Annotated in this window: 18 protein-coding genes and 1 tRNA gene; 17 read left to right on the plus strand and 2 right to left on the minus strand. The window is 70.4% G+C overall.

The window, feature by feature from the left end:
- Positions 1 to 3 precede the first annotated feature (3 nt).
- Complete coding sequence (locus tag F8R89_RS23970; RefSeq protein WP_151785873.1) at positions 4 to 801, minus strand: hypothetical protein; 798 nt, start codon at positions 799 to 801, stop codon at positions 4 to 6.
- Between the two features lie 165 nt (positions 802 to 966).
- Positions 967 to 1,038, minus strand: a tRNA-Arg gene (locus tag F8R89_RS23975).
- A gap of 59 nt (positions 1,039 to 1,097) precedes the next feature.
- Here F8R89_RS23975 and F8R89_RS23980 point away from each other — a divergent pair.
- From F8R89_RS23980 to F8R89_RS24060, 17 genes are all read left to right on the plus strand, one after another.
- Positions 1,098 to 1,628 carry a response regulator gene (locus tag F8R89_RS23980; protein ID WP_151785874.1) on the plus strand — a complete coding sequence of 177 codons (531 nt, stop codon included), beginning with the start codon at positions 1,098 to 1,100 and terminating at the stop codon, positions 1,626 to 1,628.
- 127 nt (positions 1,629 to 1,755) lie between these two features.
- Positions 1,756 to 2,955 (plus strand): ArgS-related anticodon-binding protein NrtL, encoded by a 1,200-nt coding sequence (nrtL, locus tag F8R89_RS23985; protein WP_151785875.1) that lies wholly within the window; start codon positions 1,756 to 1,758, stop codon positions 2,953 to 2,955.
- Positions 2,956 to 2,972: 17 nt separating this feature from the next.
- On the plus strand, positions 2,973 to 4,364 hold the full coding sequence (lysA, locus tag F8R89_RS23990) for a diaminopimelate decarboxylase (protein ID WP_151785876.1): 1,392 nt from the start codon (positions 2,973 to 2,975) through the stop codon (positions 4,362 to 4,364).
- Positions 4,365 to 4,535: 171 nt separating this feature from the next.
- Entirely contained in the window at positions 4,536 to 5,825 is a 1,290-nt protein-coding gene (locus F8R89_RS23995) for a homoserine dehydrogenase (RefSeq protein WP_151788269.1), read from the plus strand.
- Between the two features lie 6 nt (positions 5,826 to 5,831).
- Positions 5,832 to 6,890, plus strand: a complete 1,059-nt coding sequence (gene thrC, locus F8R89_RS24000; RefSeq protein ID WP_151785877.1) for a threonine synthase — start codon at positions 5,832 to 5,834, stop codon at positions 6,888 to 6,890.
- Between the two features lie 332 nt (positions 6,891 to 7,222).
- Positions 7,223 to 8,152 (plus strand): homoserine kinase, encoded by a 930-nt coding sequence (thrB, locus tag F8R89_RS24005; RefSeq protein ID WP_151785878.1) that lies wholly within the window; start codon positions 7,223 to 7,225, stop codon positions 8,150 to 8,152.
- A gap of 410 nt (positions 8,153 to 8,562) precedes the next feature.
- Positions 8,563 to 10,611 (plus strand): transcription termination factor Rho, encoded by a 2,049-nt coding sequence (gene rho, locus F8R89_RS24010; protein ID WP_151785879.1) that lies wholly within the window; start codon positions 8,563 to 8,565, stop codon positions 10,609 to 10,611.
- A gap of 121 nt (positions 10,612 to 10,732) precedes the next feature.
- The gene (locus tag F8R89_RS24015; RefSeq protein ID WP_225994477.1) at positions 10,733 to 12,544 is read left to right on the plus strand and encodes a trypsin-like serine protease; all 1,812 of its coding nucleotides are present in this window, start codon (positions 10,733 to 10,735) and stop codon (positions 12,542 to 12,544) included.
- 211 nt (positions 12,545 to 12,755) lie between these two features.
- A complete protein-coding gene (locus F8R89_RS24020) occupies positions 12,756 to 13,895 on the plus strand; it encodes an LCP family protein (protein ID WP_151785880.1) in 1,140 nt (379 codons plus the stop codon).
- A 124-nt stretch (positions 13,896 to 14,019) separates the two neighbouring features.
- On the plus strand, positions 14,020 to 14,244 hold the full coding sequence (gene rpmE / locus F8R89_RS24025) for a 50S ribosomal protein L31 (RefSeq protein ID WP_151785881.1): 225 nt from the start codon (positions 14,020 to 14,022) through the stop codon (positions 14,242 to 14,244).
- A gap of 106 nt (positions 14,245 to 14,350) precedes the next feature.
- A complete protein-coding gene (prfA, locus tag F8R89_RS24030) occupies positions 14,351 to 15,427 on the plus strand; it encodes a peptide chain release factor 1 (protein WP_151785882.1) in 1,077 nt (358 codons plus the stop codon).
- A gap of 89 nt (positions 15,428 to 15,516) precedes the next feature.
- Positions 15,517 to 16,356: a peptide chain release factor N(5)-glutamine methyltransferase gene (gene prmC, locus F8R89_RS24035; protein ID WP_151785883.1), complete on the plus strand. Its 840-nt coding sequence runs from the start codon at positions 15,517 to 15,519 to the stop codon at positions 16,354 to 16,356.
- A gap of 52 nt (positions 16,357 to 16,408) precedes the next feature.
- Positions 16,409 to 17,056: an L-threonylcarbamoyladenylate synthase gene (locus F8R89_RS24040; RefSeq protein WP_151785884.1), complete on the plus strand. Its 648-nt coding sequence runs from the start codon at positions 16,409 to 16,411 to the stop codon at positions 17,054 to 17,056.
- Between the two features lie 52 nt (positions 17,057 to 17,108).
- Positions 17,109 to 17,771, plus strand: coding sequence for a protein-tyrosine-phosphatase (locus F8R89_RS24045; protein ID WP_151785885.1), 663 nt, complete (start codon positions 17,109 to 17,111; stop codon positions 17,769 to 17,771).
- A 74-nt stretch (positions 17,772 to 17,845) separates the two neighbouring features.
- Positions 17,846 to 19,084: a serine hydroxymethyltransferase gene (glyA, locus tag F8R89_RS24050; protein ID WP_151785886.1), complete on the plus strand. Its 1,239-nt coding sequence runs from the start codon at positions 17,846 to 17,848 to the stop codon at positions 19,082 to 19,084.
- Positions 19,085 to 19,223: 139 nt separating this feature from the next.
- Positions 19,224 to 20,525, plus strand: coding sequence for an MraY family glycosyltransferase (locus tag F8R89_RS24055; RefSeq protein WP_151785887.1), 1,302 nt, complete (start codon positions 19,224 to 19,226; stop codon positions 20,523 to 20,525).
- Between the two features lie 305 nt (positions 20,526 to 20,830).
- Positions 20,831 to 21,277 carry a hypothetical protein gene (locus F8R89_RS24060; RefSeq protein WP_151785888.1) on the plus strand — a complete coding sequence of 149 codons (447 nt, stop codon included), beginning with the start codon at positions 20,831 to 20,833 and terminating at the stop codon, positions 21,275 to 21,277.
- Positions 21,278 to 21,396 lie beyond the last annotated feature (119 nt).

Here is a 21,396-nt window from a genome sequence, read left to right on the forward strand (position 1 = left end):
CACCTATGTCGACTGCGATATTGCCGCCTTGGCCAGCAAGGAATAACCCAGGTAGAAATGACTGAGCTGGATGACTATCTCTAGGTAGCGCAGCGTGTTCCAAGCGTGATTGAACTCGTCGTTGGAGAGATGGCTGAGTTCTTCCGCTCCTTCGCCCCAATGGATAAGGTCACCGTACTGGAAAAGCCTCACCAACGCTTCCGGCTTCACATCAGCGTTGGGGAGCATATCCGTACTCCAGCCTCGGGCCTCGCACACGGTGCGGTCTGCCAGGAAGGTCAGGAGGTAGGCGCGCAACTGCCCGTGAGCCCCGTTCCAACGGCGCTGTACTTCGTCGCGGCGGTCGCGCTCAGAATCAACGGTGTCGTGAATGCGGCGCCCAATGATTTTGCGTACCTTCGTGTAGCTTGCCCGTTCCTCGTTGCTGTACAGCTGCCGCCATAGAACGGTAGTTCCTCGGATCGCTTCACGGGGAGGAAACTCGGCGGTTAGCTTCTCTTTCTGGCTTCCGTCCGGTGCGCGCTGGACGCTCAACCTGATTCCCCCGCGGCTGCTGAGAACCGTTGACTCCGACAGTTCCTCGCAGCAAGCGATGTATCGCTTGATTACCGCGAGTTCATCAGCGGAAAAGCCGCTCACTGAGGGGAAGCGGCGGGGGTCTGGAAGGTCGAACACGATCTTAAGAAGCTGCCACCAGTAGGAGTACCCAGAAGGGTTGGTCGTCCTGTCGGCGTAAGGCGGAGGGAACCGTAGCGGCTGGGGGAGCGCCGTCGCTCGAAACTCCGTTGCCGTGATCTGCACCCGCCAACCTCCTGGACGGACTGGACGGCCCTCCGGTGTGTCGGAGGTGTGTCGCGAACCCTGAGAGACAGTGCGAGAGAGCGGGAGTCAGTGAGACTGACTCCCGCTCTCTCATGTCGGCATTCGTCCTGGTCAGAGCCTGGTTCCTGCTGACTGACCGGCGAGTGCCCCCGGCAGGATTCGAACCTGCGCACACGGCTCCGGAGGCCGTTGCTCTATCCCCTGAGCTACGGGGGCGTGTCGGTCGCGTTGCTCGCGGCGACGGGTAGAACACTACCAGCTCCGGTGGGGTGTTCATGAACGGGTTTCCCGGGGTCTGGCACCCCGTGCGAGCTGGGGTGGGTCCCCCGCAGGGGGTGGAAGTCGGGAAAACCCGGACGCGGTGGCCGGTCCGGACCTACTCTCGAGTTGTGCCAGGCGCGTCCGGCCGGGTGCTTGTTGTGGACGACAACAAGGTCATCCGGCAGTTGATCAGGGTCAATCTCGAGCTGGAGGGCATCGAGGTCGTGACCGCGGCCGATGGTGCCGAGTGTCTTGAAGTGGTCCATCAGGTGCGGCCCGACGTGATCACCCTCGACGTCGTCATGCCCCGCCTCGACGGGCTGCGCACCGCCGCGCGGCTCCGTGGCGACAGCCGTACCCGTGACCTTCCCCTCGCGATCATCAGTGCGTGTACGCAGTACGAGATCGAGAGCGGGCTCGAGGTCGGGGTCGACGCCTTTCTGCCCAAGCCCTTCGAGCCCGCCGAACTGGTGAGTGTCGTGCGGCGGTTGTTGGAAGGGGAGCGGCGGGTCGGTGGGGGGCTGGGGGCCGGCGTCAGGGTTTGAGGGTCCGACTCGCCCGGCCCGTTCCTTCCGAGGGGGGTGGCCCTTTGTGCGCACCGTGCCGCACCACACCCCCACCCCGCCCAAACCCACTCGCACCCCCACCCCCCTCCTCCCATACGCTTGACCCGTGACCCCCGTCGAGCTCTCCCGTACCGTGCTGGGCGCGGTGCGTCGTGCTGTCGATGACGGGGTTCTGGACGTCGCCGTGCCGGAGCGGGTCAAGGTCGCCCCTCCCGGGCCCGGTGGCTGTGGTGACTACGCCACCAACGTCGCCCTTCAGCTCGCCCGGCCCGCCGGGCAGCCGCCCCTGACGGTGGCCGAGATCCTGCGCACCCGGCTCGCCGCCAGTGACGGTGTGCGGGACGTCGTCGTCACCGGGCCCGGGTTTCTCAACATCTCCCTCGGAGATTCCGCCGGCGTCGATCTCGTCGCCCGCATCCTGCGACGCGGTCCCCGGTACGGGTTCGTGGAGCGGGCCACTGGTGAGGTCGCCCATCTGCACGCCCCCCGCGAGGTCCGGGCCGTCGTCGTCATGGATGTCGTCGGCCGGTTGCTGCGGTCCCAGGGGGTGGACGTACGTACCAACTGTGAAGGTGGCGCGCCCGCGGGGGAGTGGGTGACCGTGCTGGGGGTGCCTGACGGCGGCATGGGTGGCGGGATGGGCCACGGGATGGGTGAGGGAGCGCCTCGTGGGGGGGCCTCCTCGGGGGTTCATGTCATTCAGCCCGTTCCCGCCCCCGCCTCCCCCCTCCGTCTCGGTCGTGACGCCGGTCGGTGGGCTCTGCTTCACCCTGCCGCCCACGACCGGCCCCGTATCTCCGACGAGCATCTCGTCCAGCGTGAGGGCAACCCCCTCTTCCGTGTCCGTTACGCGCACGCCCGCATCCGGGCCGTCAGCCGTAACGCCGCCGACCTGGGATTCCGTGCCGAGCCCGGTGCGATCGGGGCCAGTGCGATCGGGGCCAGTGCGGTCGAGTCCGACGGCGGTTCCGCCCGGCCGGGGGGCACCCTCACCCCGCCCGCCGGTACCCCGGCCGAGCCGGGCTCGAGGGACCACACGGCCACCCCCCACCCCCTCCACCCCATCCTCGCCGACCACCCCCGCGTCCTGGCCCAAGCCGCCGCCCACCGTGCCCCCGATCGTCTTGCCCGGCACCTCGTCAGCGTCGCCGATGCCGTGCTGCCCCTGCTGCCCGCGGTGCTGCCGCGCGGGGCGGAGAAACCCTCGGCCACCCACCGTGCCCGGCTCGCGCTCGCCGAAGCCGCCGGGGCGGTGCTGGCCGGTGGCCTGTCCCTGCTCGGCATCGACGCACCCGAACATCTCTGAGGAAGCCGACAAGAGTCATGAGCCGTTCCGCACACCCCGCCGGGCCCCGTCACGCCGACGTCCTCCCCGAGGGGCACTACTCGGGCCCGCCCACGGACCTCAACGCCCTCGACCCCAAGGTGTGGGCCCGGACCGTCGCCCGGGGCGACGACGGTGTCGTCACCGTCGGCGGGGTCGACGTGCAGACCCTCGCCGAACAGCACGGCACCCCCGCCTACGTCCTCGACGAGGCCGACTTCCGGGCCCGCGCCCGCGCCTGGCGCGAGGCCTTCGGGCAGGACGCCGACGTCTTCTACGCGGGCAAGGCGTTCCTCTCCCGTGCCGTCGTGCGGTGGCTGCACGAGGAGGGGCTCAACCTCGACGTGTGCTCCGGCGGCGAGCTCGCCACCGCGCTGTCGGCCGGGATGCCCGCCGAGCGGATCGCCTTCCACGGGAACAACAAGTCCACGGGCGAGATCCGGCGCGCCGTCGAGGCCGGTGTGGGGCGGATCGTCCTCGACTCGTTCCAGGAGATCGTCCGCGTCGCCCACATCGCGCAGGAGCTGGGCCGGCGCCAGCGGGTGCAGATCCGTATCACCGTCGGCGTCGAGGCGCACACCCACGAGTTCATCGCCACCGCGCACGAGGACCAGAAGTTCGGCATCCCGCTGGCCGGCGGGCAGGCCGCCGAGGCCGTGCGGCGGGCGTTGCAGCTCGACGGTCTCGAGCTCATCGGGATCCACTCCCACATCGGGTCGCAGATCTTCGACATGTCCGGGTTCGAGGTCGCCGCGCACCGCGTCGTCGGGCTGCTCAAGGACATCCGGGACGAGCACGGGGTCGAGCTGCCCGAGGTCGATCTCGGGGGCGGGCTCGGGATCGCCTACACCAGTGACGACGACCCGCGCGAGCCGCATGAGATCGCCAAGGCGCTGACGGAGATCGTCACCCGTGAGTGTGAGAGCGCCCGGCTGCGCACGCCGCGCATCTCCGTCGAGCCCGGGCGGGCCATCGTCGGGCCGACCGCCTTCACGCTCTACGAGGTCGGGACCGTCAAGCCCCTCGACGGGCTGCGCACGTACGTCTCCGTCGACGGCGGCATGTCCGACAACATCCGCACCGCGCTGTACGACGCCGAGTACAGCGTCGCCCTGGTGTCCCGGACCTCCGACGCCGAGCCCATGCTCGCCCGGGTCGTCGGCAAGCACTGTGAGAGCGGGGACATCGTCGTGAAGGACGCGTTCCTGCCGGCCGACCTGGCTCCGGGCGACCTCATCGCCGTACCGGCCACCGGCGCGTACTGCCGTTCCATGGCCAGCAACTACAACCACGTGCTGCGGCCGCCGGTCGTCGCCGTGCGCGACGGCGCCTCCCGGGAGATCGTGCGGCGGGAGACGGAGGAGGACCTCCTGCGGCTCGACGTCGGCTGATCCACGGCCGGAGCCCAGCGACGGCCATGGACACCGGGGTGGAAGATCTCCCGTCACCCACCCCGGTACAAATGAAATAGATGTCTCACGATCCGGACGAAGGGCAGAAACTTCCGTCCGGTGAGTGAGACTGGTGCAACCGTAGACGGTATGAGGAAACGAGGTCGGATGATGCGTACGCGTCCGCTGAAGGTGGCGCTGCTGGGCTGTGGAGTGGTCGGCTCAGAGGTGGCGCGCATCATGACGACGCACGCCGACGACCTCGCCGCCCGCATCGGCGCCCCGGTGGAGCTCGCGGGCGTGGCCGTACGGCGTCCCGCCAAGGTCCGTGAGGGCATCGACCCCGCGCTGGTCACCACCGATGCCACCGCCCTCGTCAAACGCGGCGACATCGACGTCGTCGTCGAGGTCATCGGGGGCATCGAGCCCGCCCGGACGCTCATCACCACCGCCTTCGAGCACGGCGCCTCCGTCGTCTCCGCCAACAAGGCGCTCCTCGCCCAGGACGGCGCCGCCCTGCACGCCGCCGCCGAGAAGCACGGCAAGGACCTCTACTACGAGGCCGCCGTCGCCGGCGCCATCCCGCTGATCCGCCCGCTGCGCGAGTCCCTCGCCGGCGACAAGGTCAACCGGGTGCTCGGGATCGTCAACGGGACGACGAACTTCATCCTCGACAAGATGGACTCGACGGGGGCCGGGTACCAGGAGGCCCTCGACGAGGCCACCGCCCTGGGGTACGCGGAGGCCGACCCGACCGCCGACGTCGAGGGGTTCGACGCGGCCGCCAAGGCGGCCATCCTCGCCGGCATCGCCTTCCACACGCGCGTGCGTCTCGACGACGTCTACCGCGAGGGCATGACCGAGGTGACCGCGGCCGACTTCGCCTCCGCCAAGGAGATGGGCTGCACCATCAAGCTGCTCGCCATCTGCGAGCGGGCCGCGGACGGCGGGTCCGTCACCGCGCGCGTGCACCCCGCGATGATCCCGCTGACCCATCCGCTGGCCTCCGTGCGCGGCGCGTACAACGCGGTGTTCGTGGAGTCCGACGCCAGCGGCCAGCTGATGTTCTACGGCCCCGGCGCGGGCGGCTCCCCGACCGCGTCCGCCGTGCTCGGCGACCTCGTCGCCGTCTGCCGCAACCGGCTCAACGGCGCGACCGGTCCCGGCGAATCCGCGTACGCGGCCCTTCCCGTCTCCGGGATGGGCGAGGTCGTCACGCGGTACCACATCAGCCTTGACGTGGCGGACAAGCCGGGCGTTCTCGCCCAGGTCGCGACCGTGTTCGCGGAGCACGGCGTGTCCATCGACACCGTCCGCCAGCAGGGCAAGGACGGCGAGGCCTCCCTCGTCGTCGTCACCCACCGTGCGTCCGACGCGGCCCTCGTCGGGACCGTCGAGGCGTTGCGCAAGCTCGACACCGTGCGGGGTGTCGCCAGCATCATGCGGGTTGAAGGAGAGTAACCAGCAATGACCCACCAGTGGCGCGGAATCATCGAGGAGTACCGGGACCGGCTGCCCGTCTCCGACACCACGCCGGTCGTGACGCTCCGTGAGGGCGGCACGCCGCTCGTGCCCGCGCAGGTGCTCTCCGAGCGCACGGGCTGCGAGGTCCACCTCAAGGTGGAGGGCGCGAACCCGACCGGGTCCTTCAAGGACCGCGGCATGACCATGGCCATCACGCGGGCCAAGGAGGAGGGCGCCAAGGCGGTCATCTGCGCCTCCACCGGCAACACCTCCGCCTCGGCCGCCGCCTACGCGGTGCGCGCCGGCATGGTGTCCGCCGTGCTCGTGCCGCAGGGCAAGATCGCGCTCGGCAAGATGGGCCAGGCCCTCGTGCACGGAGCGAAGATCCTCCAGGTCGACGGCAACTTCGACGACTGCCTCACGCTCGCGCGCGACCTCAGCGACAACTACCCGGTCTCGCTGGTGAATTCGGTGAACCCGGTGCGGATCGAGGGGCAGAAGACGGCCGCCTTCGAGATCGTGGACATGCTGGGTGACGCTCCCGACATCCACGTCCTGCCGGTGGGCAACGCGGGCAACATCACGGCCTACTGGAAGGGGTACAAGGAGTACGCCGCCGACGGCCCGTCCACCCGCACCCCCCGCATGTGGGGCTTCCAGGCGTCCGGCTCCGCGCCCATCGTGCGCGGCGAGGTCGTCAAGGACCCCTCGACCATCGCCACCGCCATCCGCATCGGCAACCCGGCCTCCTGGCAGTACGCCCTCGACGCGCGCGACGAGTCGGGCGGCTTCATCGACGAGGTGACGGACCGTGAGATCCTGCGCGCCTACCGGCTGTTGGCCGCGCAGGAGGGTGTCTTCGTGGAGCCCGCGTCCGCCGCGTCGGTCGCCGGTCTGCTGAAGGCGGCCGAGCAGGGCAAGGTCGACCCGGGCCAGCGGATCGTCTGCACAGTCACCGGCAACGGCCTGAAGGACCCCGACTGGGCCGTCGCCGGCGCCCCGCAGCCGGTCACCGTCCCGGTCGACGCGGCCACGGCGGCCGAGCGGCTCGGCCTGGCGTAGGCGCCGCCGGACGGGTGTGGGGCGTCACCGCCGGAGCAGCGGCGCCCCACTCCGTCGCAGGGTTTCGCGTGGCGCTTCAGGAAGCGCCCACCTGGGGAAGTTCCTGGGTAGGGGGTGCACAGGGGGCATACGACACGCATCGTGCGCCTCCCGTGCGCCCTATGTCGCCACAGAACCTGTCTTCGATAGGCTGTACTGAACCCGCCCGCCGCATATGCCTCCGCAGGGGCGCGGTGCCGCGCCGTCTCCGCGGCCCGGACGCGGCCCCTGGGTTCTCGTACGGCATCGAAGTGTCTTCGACAATCACGCAGCTCAAGGAGAGTCATCGAGCGATGGCCGGTCCAGCGTTCCGCGCCGCCGCCGTCCGGGTGCGCGTCCCCGCCACCAGCGCCAATCTCGGCCCGGGCTTCGACGCCCTCGGCCTGTCGCTGGGGCTCTACGACGACGTCGTCGTCCGGGTGGCCGACTCCGGGCTGCACATCGACATCGCGGGCGAGGGCAGCGAGACACTGCCCCGCGACGAGAAGCACCTGCTCGTACGGTCCCTGCGCACCGCCTTCGACCTGCTGGGCGGCCAGCCGCGCGGCCTCGAGATCGTCTGCGCCAACCGCATCCCGCACGGCCGCGGCCTCGGCTCCTCCTCCGCCGCCATCTGCGCCGGCATCGTCGCCGCCCGGGCGGTGACCATAGGCGGCGAGACCAGGCTCGACGACGACGCCCTGCTGGAGCTCGCCACCGAGATCGAGGGCCACCCCGACAACGTCGCCGCCTGTCTGCTCGGCGGGTTCACCCTCTCCTGGATGGAGGCCGGCGCCGCCCGCGCCATCAGGATGGATCCCGCCGATTCCATCGTTCCGGTGGTTTTCGTCCCCGGGAAGCCGGTCCTCACCGAGACCGCGCGCGGACTGCTCCCGCGCACCGTCCCGCACGTCGACGCCGCCGCAAACGCGGGCCGTGCCGCCCTGCTCGTCGAGGCCCTGACCCGGCGCCCCGAGCTGCTGCTGCCCGCCACCGAGGACCGCCTCCACCAGGAGTACCGCGCGCCCGCCATGCCGGAGAGCGCCGCGCTGGTGGAGCGGCTGCGGGCCGACGGGGTGCCCGCGGTGATCTCGGGCGCCGGCCCGACCGTGCTCGCGCTGGCCGACGAGGCCAGTGCCGACAAGGTCGCCCATCTGGCAGGCGAGGGGTGGGCCGCGAACCGGCTCGACCTCGACGCTCAAGGCGCGTGCGTACTGCCGCTCGCGCCGTCCGGTGACATCTGAACCGTGCGGTTGCCGGATTTCGAGAGGGGGAATGTTTGTTGGATCCGGTAGTGTTAACCTCAAGTCTGCACCCGACCCCACCATGGCGAGGTGCTTCGTGTCCCCGTCCGGGACAGACATTCTTCCGGGAGCCTCCCAAGTCGCACTGTGTTCCGTACGACGTATGCGGGCAGTACCTCGTACACGAGCGCTGAGCGACTCGCCGGGCACGCTCCGGAACCGGCGCGACCGAGCCGCGTGACACCGACATCCAGTGCCACGGCTCAGGGAACCGCCATCTCCAGATATTCCTCCGCCGCCTTTGGCGGACCACCGCCCCGGCCCGGTCCACACACCAAGGACCTAGGCCGGACAGCACAACCGGTCGCCGAGCCAGACAGGCCGACGTCCGCTCCAGGGAAGGACCCTTCGTGAGCGACACCACCGATCTGATGGGCGCACGTGTCGAGGAGACCGCTGCCGCGCCCGCCACGGACGCCTCCGCGCCTGCCAGCGGTGCCGGCTCCCGGCGGCGCCGCGGTACCGGCCTCGAGGGCATGGTGCTGGCCGAGCTGCAGCAGGTCGCCTCCGGCCTCGGCATCAGGGGCACCGCGCGGATGCGCAAGAGCCAGCTGATCGAGGTCATCAAGGAGGCGCAGGCTGGGGGTACCCCCTCTGGGGGAGGAGGTGCCGCGGCTCCGAAGGCCGACGCCGCCACCGAGACCAAGCCCAAGCGCCGTGCCACGTCCAAGGCGCGCACCGGCGAGGACGCCGACAAGAAGGCGAAGGCGGAGGCCCCCGCCGAACAGGCGGCGGCCCAGCAGCAGATCGAGATCCCCGGCCAGCCGGCCGGCGGCCCCTCCCGCGGCAACGCGGAGCGCGGCGCCGACGGTGAGCGCGGGGGAGACGACGCGCCGGGCGAGCGCCGCCGCCGTCGCGCGACCGCCGAGGCCGGAGCGCCCGAGACGGTCGCCGCCGAGGCGAAGAACGAGCCGAAGGCCGAGACGCCCGCGCAGTCGCAGGGCCAGCAGGGCAACGACGCCAAGGGCGACGCCGGTGAGGGCGGCGAGGGCCGCCGCCGTGACCGCCGTGACCGCGACCGTGGCCGTGACCGTGACCGCGGGGACCGCCGCAAGGGCGACGACCAGCAGGGCGGCGGCCGTCAGGACCGTCAGCAGGGCCAGCAGCAGGGCGGCGGCCGTCAGGACCGCCAGCGTGACAACGGCCCGCAGGACGACGACGACTTCGAGGGCGGCCGGCGTGGCCGTCGCGGCCGCTACCGCGACCGCCGTGGGCGTCGTGGCCGCGACGACGTGCAGGAGCCGCAGATCGCCGAGGACGACGTCCTGATCCCCGTCGCGGGCATCCTCGACATCCTCGACAACTACGCGTTCATCCGCACCTCCGGCTACCTGCCGGGCCCGAACGACGTGTACGTCTCTCTCGCCCAGGTCCGCAAGAACGGCCTGCGCAAGGGCGACCACATCACCGGTGCCGTCCGTCAGCCCAAGGAGGGCGAGCGCCGCGAGAAGTTCAACGCGCTGGTCCGCCTCGACTCCGTCAACGGCATGGCGCCCGAACACGGCCGCGGCCGCCCGGAGTTCAACAAGCTGACCCCGCTGTACCCGCAGGACCGGCTCCGTCTGGAGACCGACCCGGGCGTGCTGACCACGCGGATCATCGACCTCGTGTCGCCGATCGGCAAGGGCCAGCGCGGTCTGATCGTGGCCCCGCCGAAGACCGGCAAGACCATGATCATGCAGGCGATCGCCAACGCGATCACCCACAACAACCCCGAGTGCCACCTGATGGTCGTCCTCGTCGACGAGCGTCCGGAAGAGGTCACCGACATGCAGCGGTCGGTGAAGGGCGAGGTCATCTCCTCGACCTTCGACCGCCCCGCCGAGGACCACACCACGGTCGCCGAGCTCGCCATCGAGCGCGCCAAGCGCCTGGTGGAGCTGGGTCACGACGTCGTCGTGCTGCTCGACTCGATCACGCGTCTGGGCCGTGCGTACAACCTCGCCGCCCCGGCCTCCGGCCGCATCCTGTCCGGTGGTGTCGACTCGACCGCCCTGTACCCGCCGAAGCGCTTCTTCGGCGCGGCCCGCAACATCGAGGACGGCGGTTCGCTGACCATCCTCGCCACCGCGCTGGTGGACACCGGGTCCCGCATGGACGAGGTGATCTTCGAGGAGTTCAAGGGCACCGGCAACATGGAGCTCAAGCTCGACCGGAAGCTCGCCGACAAGCGCATCTTCCCCGCGGTGGACGTCGACGCGTCCGGCACCCGTAAGGAAGAGATCCTGCTCGGCAACGAGGAGCTGGCGGTCGTCTGGAAGCTGCGCCGCGTCCTGCACGCACTGGACCAGCAGCAGGCCATCGAGCTGCTCCTCGACAAGATGAAGCAGACCAAGTCGAACGTCGAGTTCCTGATGCAGATCCAGAAGACGACGCCGACCCCCGGCAACGGCGACTGAGCCGTACGCGTCTCACAAGGCCGCCCCACGTCACGCGAGTGACGTGGGGCGGCCTTGTGGCGCTGAAAGGGACGGGTGCCACAGGCGCCCCTTCCTACTCTTGTGTCCTGGGGGGACCTTCTTGACCACCACCCAATCCGGCAGCGGTCGTCACAGACGCCGGATCCGCTTCGGGCTGCCCGTCGCCGCCGCCGGTGTCGCCGCGGCCGTCGCCGCCGCGCTGCTCACGTCCACCGCGGGAGCCGCCACGGCCGCGCCGCAGCCCACCGTGAAGCCCGCCACGGCCTCGGTGCCGTCGGCCGAGCTGGAGCGCCGTGTGACCGGCGCGCTCGCCGGCGACGACAAAGCGGGCGAGCCGGCGAAGAAGTCGTCGTACGCCGCGCGCACCGACGACTCCACCGTGAACCCCATGGTGATCGGCGGCACCACGACCAGCATCACCACGGCGCCCTGGATGGCGCAGCTCTGGTACTACGACGACCGGGGCACCGCCACCGACTCCGACGACCTGGGCTTCTTCTGCGGCGGTGCCGTCGTCGCGCCGACGAAGATCCTCACCGCCGCGCACTGCGTCAAGGGCTACGACTGGTACAACTACGGCGCCATCGTCACCGGCACCAACCAGCTGCCCACCTCCGACGGCTCCGGCGGCAGCGACCTGCACGGCGGCACCGTCTCGCTGCCGTACCGGCAGTGGTACCACCCGTCGTACAGCGCGACGAAGATCGACAACGACATCGCCGTCATCACGCTGGGCAGCAAGGTCAAGGCGACGCCGATCCGCATGACGACGTCCGGCGACACCGCCTCGTACGCCTCCGGCACCAGCGCCAAGGTCTACGGCTGGGGCCGCACCAGCTCCACCAGCGAGGACATCTCGCAGTCGCTGCAGTCGGCCACGCTGCCCGTGCAGTCCGACAGCACCTGCGCCCGCTACTTCGGCGCGGACTTCGTCAAGGGCCACATGGTGTGCGCGGGCAACCCGGCCACCGGCAGCGACACCGGCACCGTCTCCGCCTGCAACGGCGACTCCGGCGGGCCGCTCGTGGTGAAGGGCCGTATCGTCGGCGTCGTCTCCTGGGGCGTGGAGAACTGCGTCGCCAAGGGCGCCTACAGCGTCTTCTCGAAGGTCAGCACCTACGTCGGCGCCGCCTACCCGCGGGTCGAGGACACCAACATCAGCGGTGACCACAAGGCCGACCTGTGGGTGCGCAAGTCCTCCACGAAGACCGGCTACTCCAAGGATTCCAAGGGGAGCTCGTTCGCGGCCCGCGAGTCCTGGGGCAACTGGAACGGCGTGAACGTCGTCCTGCAGACCGACCTCGACCGCGACGGCTACCAGGACCTGGTGTACCGCCGCAGCAGCGACGGCGACGTCTTCTGGACGCACTACGTGGAGTCCAGCCAGAGCTGGTCCACCAAGAAGATCGCGGACAACTGGAAGAGCCGTACCCGGATCGTCACCCCCGGTGACGTCACCGGGGACTACCTGCCCGACCTGATCTCGGTCGACTCGGGCGGCACGCTGTACGTCTACCCGGGCAAGGGGAACGGCACCTTCGGCTCCCGCTTCTCCGTCCGCACCGGCTGGAACCAGTACAACTCCGTGCGCGGCCACGGCGACTTCACCGGCGACGGCAAGGCCGACCTGATCGTCCGGCAGGCCAGTACGGGCGACATCTACCTGTACAAGGGCACCGGCAAGACCGGCTCCGAGGCGTTCTCGTCCCGGATCAAGGTCCGCAGCCACTGGACGTACAACGCCTTCGACGCCGTCGGTGACGTCACCGGCGACGGCAAGGCCGACTTCCTGGCCCGCACCTCCGCCGGCACGCTCTACCTGTACAAGGGCACCGGCAAGGCCACGAGCGAGATCTTCGCCACAAGGATCTCCGTCGCGACCGACTTCAAGCAGTACGACATCTTCGGCTGACGTCCCAGGTGGGAGCGGGTTCCGCCCGCCTCACCCGCAGTGCCCCGTGCCCACCGTCGCTCCGGCGGTGGGCACCGTCGTCTGTGCAACCCTCGTCCGGGTTTCCCCGCCTGACCGGACGGGGTGACGATAGTGCGGTAAGGGTGCATATGTACCAGCCCCATCCCTGACCGCAAGGGGGAGACGACCGGACGAGCAACCGAGGAGCGCAGTGTCAGCCGAGAGCACGCCGGAGCCCGGCATACCGGGCGGACCCGGCTCCCAGACGCCCCGCCCGCGCGGCAAGGGACGCCGCCGCAAGCCCCGTCAGAGACGCAAGGGGCTGCTGATCGCGGCCTGGACGGCCGCGGGCATCGTGGTCCTGGGCGGCACCGGCGCCGGATACCTGTACTTCAAGCTCAACGGCAACCTGCAGAGCGTCGACATCGACCAGGCCCTCGGCACCGACCGGCCGGAGAAGACCGGCAACGGCTCCGAGAACATCCTCGTCCTCGGCTCCGACTCCCGCTCGGGCGGCAACAAGAAGCTCGGCGGCGGCGCCGACGACGGCAGCGCCCGCTCGGACACCGCGATGATCCTGCACGTCTACAAGGGCCACAAGAAGGCCAGTGTGGTCTCCGTGCCCCGCGACACGATCATCGACCGGCCCCGCTGCACCGACACCGACGGCACGGCCCACCCGGCGGCCCCCGGCGTCATGTTCAACTCCGCGTACAGCACCGGCGGCGCGCCCTGCGCGGTGAAGACCGTCGAGTCCCTGACCGGCGTCCGCATGGACCACTACCTGGAGGTCGACTTCTCCGGCTTCCAGAAGCTGATCGACCGGCTCGGCGGCGTCGAGGTCACCACCACCAAGGCCATCGACGACCCCGACAGCCATCTCAAGCTCACCGCCGGCACGCACCGGCTCGACGGCGAGCAGGCCCTCGGCCTGGTCCGCACCCGGCACGGCGTCGGCGACGGCTCCGACCTCGGCCGCATCCAGCTCCAGCAGGCGTTCATGAAGGCGCTGATCGAGCAGGCCAAGAGCATCGACCTGTTCGGCAACCCCAAGCGGCTGCTCGACCTCGCCGACACCGCCACCAAGACCGTGACGACCGACTCCCACCTCGGCTCGGTCAACCGGCTCATGTCCTTCGCGAACGGCCTGAAGGGCATCAGCTCGAAGAACATGACCATGGTGACCCTGCCCGTCCGCTACGACCCGGCCGACCCGAACCGGGTGGTCGTCGCCGAGGCCAAGGCGAAGCAGGTGTTCACGGCCCTCAAGCACGACAAGCCGATCCCGAAGGCGGCCACCGAGGGCACCGCCACCGGCGACGCGAACGGCGTCGTGACCGGCGCGGAATAGATCACCGAGCCCCCCGGTTTTGGGGGATGGCCCCAGTCCTGGCAGACTGGTACGTCGGCCCCGGTTCACGCTCCCGCATCCCGCGGCGGCGACCCGGCGCCCTCCCGGAACTCTAGGAGACACCTTGAAGCGCGAGATCCACCCCGAGTACGTCGAGACGCAGGTCAGCTGCACCTGTGGCGCCTCGTTCACCACCCGCAGCACGATCTCCAGCGGCACCATCCGCGCCGAGGTCTGCTCCGAGTGCCACCCGTTCTACACGGGCAAGCAGAAGATCCTCGACACCGGTGGCCGTGTGGCCCGCTTCGAGGCCCGCTTCGGCAAGGCTGCCGCCGGCTCCAAGAAGTAGCGAGCACCGATTCGCCGGTCCACGGCCGCGCCCCCACCAGGCGCGCCGGGACCGGCGTTTTTGGTCGCCCGCCCTTCCCTTCCGTACGCATTTCAGGAGCCCCAAGATGTTCGAGGCCGTCGAGGAACTGGTCGCTGAGCACGCCGACCTGGAGACGAGGCTCGCCGACCCCTCGGTCCACTCCGACCAGGCGAACGCGCGCAAGCTGAACAAGCGCTACGCCGAGCTCACCCCGATCGTCGCCACGTACCGGTCCTGGCGGCAGACGGGCGACGACATCGGGACGGCCCGCGAACTCGCCGCGGAGGACCCCGAGTTCGCCGCCGAGGTCAAGGAACTGGAACAGCGGCGCGAGGAGCTCACCGAGAAGCTCCGCCTGCTGCTCGTCCCCCGCGACCCGAGCGACGACAAGGACGTCATCCTGGAGATCAAGGCGGGCGCCGGCGGCGACGAGTCCGCGCTCTTCGCGGGCGACCTGCTGCGCATGTACCTGCGCTACGCCGAGCGCGTCGGCTGGAAGACCGAGATCATCGACGCCACCGAGTCCGAGCTCGGCGGCTACAAGGACGTCCAGGTCGCGGTGAAGACCAAGGGCGGCCAGGGCGCCACCGAGCCCGGCCAGGGTGTCTGGGCCCGGCTGAAGTACGAGGGCGGCGTGCACCGCGTGCAGCGTGTGCCGGCGACCGAGTCCCAGGGCCGTATCCACACCTCCGCGGCCGGTGTGCTGGTCACGCCCGAGGCCGAGGAGATCGACGTCGAGATCAACCCCAACGATCTGCGCATCGACGTCTACCGGTCGTCCGGCCCCGGCGGCCAGTCGGTCAACACCACCGACTCCGCGGTGCGCATCACGCACCTGCCGACCGGAGTCGTGGCCTCCTGCCAGAACGAGAAGAGCCAGCTGCAGAACAAGGAGCAGGCGATGCGTATCCTGCGCTCCAGGCTGCTCGCCGCGGCGCAGGAGGAGGCCGAGAAGGAGGCCGCCGACGCGCGCCGCAGCCAGGTGCGCACCGTCGACCGCTCCGAGAAGATCCGCACCTACAACTTCCCGGAGAACCGCATCTCGGACCACCGGGTGGGCTTCAAGGCCTACAACCTGGACCAGGTCCTGGACGGCGACCTCGACGCCGTGATCCAGGCCTGCGTCGACGCGGACTCGGCGGCCAAGCTGGCAGCCGCGTAAGGACGCCAGGGACCCAGGCACGGACGAGTACGACACGGAGGACTTGCGTGCAGCAATCTTTTGGGGGGCGACCCTCGAGCCCCCGCAGCGTGCTGCTCGCGGAGGTGGCCCAGGCCACCCAGCGGCTGGCCGACGCCGGCGTGCCCTCGCCGCGCAACGACGCCGAGGAGCTCGCCGCGTTCGTGCACGGCGTGAAGCGCGGCGAGCTGCACTCCGTGAAGGACGCCGACTTCGACGCCCGCTACTGGGAGGTCATCGCCCGGCGCGAGCAGCGTGAGCCGCTCCAGCACATCACCGGACGGGCCTACTTCCGCTACCTCGAACTCCACGTCGGGCCCGGGGTGTTCGTGCCCCGGCCCGAGACCGAGTCCGTCGTCGGCTGGGCCATAGACGCGGTCCGCGCGATGGACGTCGTCGAGCCCTGCATCGTCGACCTGTGCACCGGCTCCGGCGCCATCGCGCTCGCCCTCGCCCAGGAGGTCCCGCGCTCCCGCGTGCACGCCGTGGAACTGTCCGAGGACGCCCTGCGCTGGACCCGGAAGAACGTCGAGGGGTCCAGGGTCGAGCTGCGGCAGGGCGACGCCCTGGACGCCTTCCGCGACCTCGACGGCCAGGTGGACCTCGTCATCTCCAACCCGCCGTACATCCCGCTCACCGAGTGGGAGTACGTCGCCCCCGAGGCCCGGGACTACGACCCCGAGCTCGCCCTGTTCTCCGGTGAGGACGGCCTGGACCTCATCCGGGGCATCGAGCGCACCGCGCACCGCCTGCTGCGGCCCGGCGGCGTCGTCGTCATCGAGCACGCCGACACCCAGGGCGGCCAGGTGCCGTGGATCTTCACCGAGGAGCGGGGCTGGGCCGACGCGGCCGACCACCCCGACCTGAACAACCGCCCCCGGTTCGCGACGGCCCGCAAGGCGCTGCCGTGACCACCCCCCGAGCTCTTGTCCGGAAGTACGTGTACGAGGAGGCCCGCTAGACATGGCACGGCGATACGACACCAACGACGCGACCGACCGTACGACGGGTCTGCGTGAGGCCGCGTCCGCTGTCCGCCGAGGCGAGCTCGTGGTCCTCCCGACCGACACGGTGTACGGCATCGGCGCCGACGCGTTCACCAAGGAGGCCGTCGGCGACCTGCTGGAGGCCAAGGGGCGCGGCCGGAACATGCCGACCCCCGTCCTGATCGGCTCCCCGAACACGCTCCACGGCCTCGTCACCGACTTCTCCGAGCTGGCCTGGGAGCTGGTCGACGCGTTCTGGCCGGGCGCGCTGACGCTCGTCGCCCGGCACCAGCCGTCCCTGCAGTGGGACCTCGGTGACACCCGGGGCACGGTCGCCGTGCGCATGCCGCTGCACCCCGTCGCCATCGAGCTGCTGACCGAGGTCGGCCCCATGGCCGTGTCCTCCGCGAACCTCACCGGGCACCCGGCGCCGGAGAACTGCGACGCCGCGCAGGACATGCTCGGCGACTCGGTCTCCGTCTACCTCGACGGCGGCCCCACCCCGGGCAACGTGCCGTCCTCCATCGTCGACGTCACCCGTGAGGTGCCGCTGCTGCTCCGCGCGGGCGCCATCTCGGCGGAGGAGCTGCGGAAGGTCGTACCCGACCTCGAGGTGGCCAATTGACAGCCCCCGAGTCCCCCGAGCTCCCGGCTGCGCTCGAGCAGGGGGGACCCCCATGCGTGGCATAGGCAACGGGGAGAGCGCGGCGGAGATCACGACGACCTTCGTGGGTCTGCCGCGTGACAGCTTCCGCATCCTCCACGTCAGCACCGGCAACGTGTGCCGCTCACCGATCACCGAGCGGCTGACCCGTCATTTCGTGCAGCAGCGGCTCGGCGTGCTGGGCCGCTCCCTCGTCGTGGAGAGCGCCGGCACCTGGGGCCACGAGGGCGCGCCCATGGAGGCCAACGCCGAGACGGTCCTGGCCGACTTCGGCGCGGACGCCCACGGCTTCACCGGCCGGGAGCTCCTCGACGAGCACGTCATCAGGGCCGACCTGGTCCTGACGGCGACCCGCGACCACCGCGCCCAGGTCATCTCCATGGGCCACTCGGCGGGCCTGCGCACCTTCACGCTGAAGGAGTTCACCCGCCTGGTCCGCGCCATAGACCCGGCCACGCTGCCCCCGCTGGAGGACGGCGTGGTCCAGCGCGCGCGTGCCCTGGTGCGCGCCGCGGCGGCTCTACGCGGGTGGCTGCTGGCACCGACGGCGGAGGCGGACGAGGTGTACGACCCGTACGGGGCACCGCTGACGTTCTTCCGCTCGGTGGGCGAGGAGATACACGAGGCGCTGGATCCGGTGGTGACCGCGCTGACGGGGGTGCCCGCGAGGGCCTAACAGCGCAGGGCGGACGTGGCGTGCCGGGCCTACATTGGACTCACGTCATCGTCGACGCACGTCCGGAGCCCACCATGTCGGTCACCCACACCCTCGAGGCCGATGTCCTGCGGCGGCAGGACCCCCAGCTCGCCGACATCCTGCACGGCGAGCTCGACCGGCAGTCCACGACGCTCCAGCTGATCGCCGCCGAGAACTTCACGTCCCCGGCCGTGCTGGCGGCCCTCGGCTCACCTCTGGCCAACAAGTACGCGGAGGGGTATCCGGGCAGCCGGTACCACGGCGGGTGCGAGATGGCCGACGTGGCCGAGCGGCTCGCCGTGGAGCGCGCCAAGGACCTCTTCGGCGCCGAGCACGCCAACGTGCAGCCGCACTCCGGGTCCTCCGCCGTGCTCGCCGCCTACGCGGTCCTGCTGCGGCCCGGCGACACCGTCCTCGCGCTCGGCCTGCCGTACGGCGGGCACCTCACGCACGGCTCGCCCGCCAACTTCTCCGGCCGCTGGTTCGACTTCGTCCCGTACGGCGTCGACGCGGAGACCGGGCTCATCGACCACGACCAGGTGCGCACGCTCGCCCGCACCCACCGGCCCAAGGCGATCGTGTGCGGCTCCATCGCCTACCCCCGCCACATCGACCACGCCTTCTTCCGCGAGGTCGCCGACGAGGTCGGGGCGTACCTCATCGCCGACGCCGCCCACCCCATCGGGCTGGTGGCCGGGGGAGCGGCGCCCAGCCCGGTGCCGTACGCCGACATCGTGTGCGCGACGACCCACAAGGTGCTGCGGGGCCCGCGCGGCGGCATGCTCCTGTGCGGGGCGGACCTCGCCGAGCGCGTCGACCGGGCGGTGTTCCCGTTCACGCAGGGCGGCGCCCAGATGCACACCGTCGCCGCGAAGGCCGTGGCGTTCGGGGAGGCCGCCACCCCGGCGTTCGCCGCGTACGCGCACCAGGTCGTCGCCAACGCGCGCACGCTCGCCGCCGGCCTGGCCGCGCAGGGGCTGGTGGTCACCACGGGCGGTACGGACACGCACCTCATCACCGCCGACCCGACCCCCCTCGGCGTCGACGGCCGCGAGGCCCGCTCCCGGCTCGCGGCGGCCGGCGTGGTCCTGGACTGCTGCGCGCTGCCGCACGGCGACGTCCGGGGCCTGCGCCTCGGCACGGCGGCCGTCACGACGCAGGGCATGGGCGAGCGGGAGATGACGCGGGTGGCGGCGCTGATCGCGGGCGTGCTGCGCGGGGACGACGAACGTCACACGGCGCGTGAGGAGGTCCGGGAGCTGACCGCCGGATTCCCGCCCTATCCCCGGTGAGACGGGGTACCCGCGCCGGGCACACAGCGAGACGTGCAACCATCGTCGTTACCCGGGAGTCCCCTCACATATGCGTCGCGTACGCCTCCGTCGCTAGGGTGTGGGGCTGAGATGGCCGGCGAGATTTGTGGGGAAGCCCGTGCGTGAATACCTGCTGACGCTCTGTGTCACGGCCGCGGTGACGTATCTGCTGACAGGGCCGGTGCGGAAGTTCGCGATCGTGGCGGGGGCGATGCCGGAGATCCGGGCGCGCGACGTGCACCGGGAACCCACTCCGCGGCTCGGCGGGATCGCGATGTTCTTCGGCCTGTGCGCCGGACTGCTGGTCGCGGACCATCTCACGAACCTCAGCGCGGTCTTCGAGAAGTCCAACGAGCCCCGGGCGCTGCTCTCCGGGGCGGCGCTGATCTGGCTGATCGGCGTCCTGGACGACAAGTTCGAGATCGACGCCCTGATCAAGCTGGGCGGCCAGGTGATCGCCGCGGGTGTGATGGTCATGCAGGGTCTGACCATCCTGTGGCTGCCCATCCCCAAGGTCGGCACGGTCGCGCTGACCCAGTGGCAGGGCACGCTGCTGACGGTCGCGCTGGTCGTAATCACCATCAACGCGGTCAACTTCGTGGACGGCCTCGACGGACTCGCGGCCGGCATGGTGTGCATCGCGGCGGCGGCGTTCTTCATGTACGCCTACCGCATCTGGTACTCGTACGGCATCGAGGCGGCGGCGCCCGCGACGCTCTTCTCGGCCATCCTCATGGGCATGTGCCTGGGCTTCCTGCCGCACAACATGCACCCGGCGCGGATCTTCATGGGCGACTCGGGCTCGATGCTGATCGGGCTCGTCCTGGCGGCTGGCGCCATCTCCGTCACCGGCCAGGTCGACCCGGACAACCTCTTCGGCGGGTCCGAGCGCAGCGCGGTGCACCAGATGGTGCCCCTGTACATCCCGCTGCTGATGCCGCTCACGATCATCGCGATCCCGGCCGCCGACCTGATCCTGGCGATCGTGCGCCGCACCTGGCGCGGCCAGTCGCCGTTCGCCGCGGACCGGGGGCATCTGCACCACCGGCTGCTGGAGATCGGCCACTCCCACAGCCGCGCGGTGCTGATCATGTACTTCTGGTCGGCCCTGATCGCCTTCGGCGCGCTCGCCTACTCGGTCAACTCGGCGTCCATGTGGATCGTCCTCGGCGTGGTCTTCCTCAGCGCCATCGGCCTGGTCCTCCTGCTCCTCCCACGCTTCACCCCGCGCACCCCGCGCTGGGCGGAACACTTCGTGCCGCCGCGCTACCGCAGGCGCCGGTCCGTGAGCCGTTCCGCGGACGCGACCACCCCGCCGCCGGCCCTGACCGAGGACCCGGAACTCCGCACTCCGGTCGCTGCGGGAGCCACCGCCGCCAACGGCGCGACGGCGCTCGGGTCGCGTTCGCGCACCAGGTGAGAAGCGCCTCAAGGTAAGAATCTGACGAGAGCATTGCCAAGTCATGGGGGAACGAAGTGTCCCAATACCAGACAAGGCACCCCGTGAACTGCACAGACGCGCGCCATCACCCTCATGTGTGACAGTAGGCACACTCCCAGGTAAAGACCTCATCAAATAGTTTGTGATACGGTTCACGAGAACCCCCCGGACAGAGCCGTAGGGCCGCAGTGCGACGGTCCACCGGCGTGAGGTTCTCTCTCCACCCGGGACTACGCTCGTCCATGACGACACCCTGCCCCCACCGTGAAAGCGGAGTTGCCGCCATGCCGTCCAATGACGCCCGCACCCTGCTCCAGGCCGGTGTGCCCACAGCCGGCGCCGGCGCCGTAGCCGCTGTCGTCAGCGGTGTGGTCGCCGGTGGCAAGGGCGCGATCGGGGCCGTCGTCGCGACGCTGGTCGTGCTCCTCTTCATGGGGCTGGGCCTCTACATCCTGCAGCGCACTGCCAAATCGCTTCCGCATCTGTTCCAGGCCATGGGTCTGATGCTGTACGCCGCGCAGATCCTGCTGCTCTTCATCTTCATGGCCGCGTTCAAGAACACCACGCTGTTCAACCCGCGGGCCTTCGCCATCACCCTGCTCGCGACCACGCTCGTGTGGATCGCCGCGCAGACCCGGGCCCACATGAAGGCCAAGATCCTCTACGTGGAACCCGATTCGGACGCCTCCTCCAAGGACGGCAAGTCCGAAAAGACGGGGCATTCGTCGTGAGGGGTAGGGGCGGGATAAAGGCGCTCGAGAAGTCCTGCTATCGTCCGGTGCCAACTGCGGCATCGCGGGCGCGGGCATCTGAGCTGACGCCTGCTCAATCGCGAGGCGAGATGCCCCCC

It is taken from the genome of Streptomyces sp. SS1-1 (genome assembly GCF_008973465.1).
Classification (GTDB): domain Bacteria; phylum Actinomycetota; class Actinomycetes; order Streptomycetales; family Streptomycetaceae; genus Streptomyces.

Bases quoted from the DNA above. Each gene is read 5' to 3' on its own strand.
- F8R89_RS23980 (WP_151785874.1), top strand. From the start codon at position 1,098: ATGAACGGGTTTCCCGGGGTCTGGCACCCCGTGCGAGCTGGGGTGGGT.
- F8R89_RS24040 (WP_151785884.1), top strand. From the start codon at position 16,409: ATGGCACGGCGATACGACACCAACGACGCGACCGACCGTACGACGGGT.
- F8R89_RS24060 (WP_151785888.1), top strand. From the start codon at position 20,831: ATGCCGTCCAATGACGCCCGCACCCTGCTCCAGGCCGGTGTGCCCACA.
- prfA (WP_151785882.1), top strand. From the start codon at position 14,351: ATGTTCGAGGCCGTCGAGGAACTGGTCGCTGAGCACGCCGACCTGGAG.
- thrB (WP_151785878.1), top strand. From the start codon at position 7,223: ATGGCCGGTCCAGCGTTCCGCGCCGCCGCCGTCCGGGTGCGCGTCCCC.
- lysA (WP_151785876.1), top strand. From the start codon at position 2,973: ATGAGCCGTTCCGCACACCCCGCCGGGCCCCGTCACGCCGACGTCCTC.
- F8R89_RS24045 (WP_151785885.1), top strand. From the start codon at position 17,109: ATGCGTGGCATAGGCAACGGGGAGAGCGCGGCGGAGATCACGACGACC.
- thrC (WP_151785877.1), top strand. From the start codon at position 5,832: ATGACCCACCAGTGGCGCGGAATCATCGAGGAGTACCGGGACCGGCTG.
- F8R89_RS23995 (WP_151788269.1), top strand. From the start codon at position 4,536: ATGCGTACGCGTCCGCTGAAGGTGGCGCTGCTGGGCTGTGGAGTGGTC.
- glyA (WP_151785886.1), top strand. From the start codon at position 17,846: ATGTCGGTCACCCACACCCTCGAGGCCGATGTCCTGCGGCGGCAGGAC.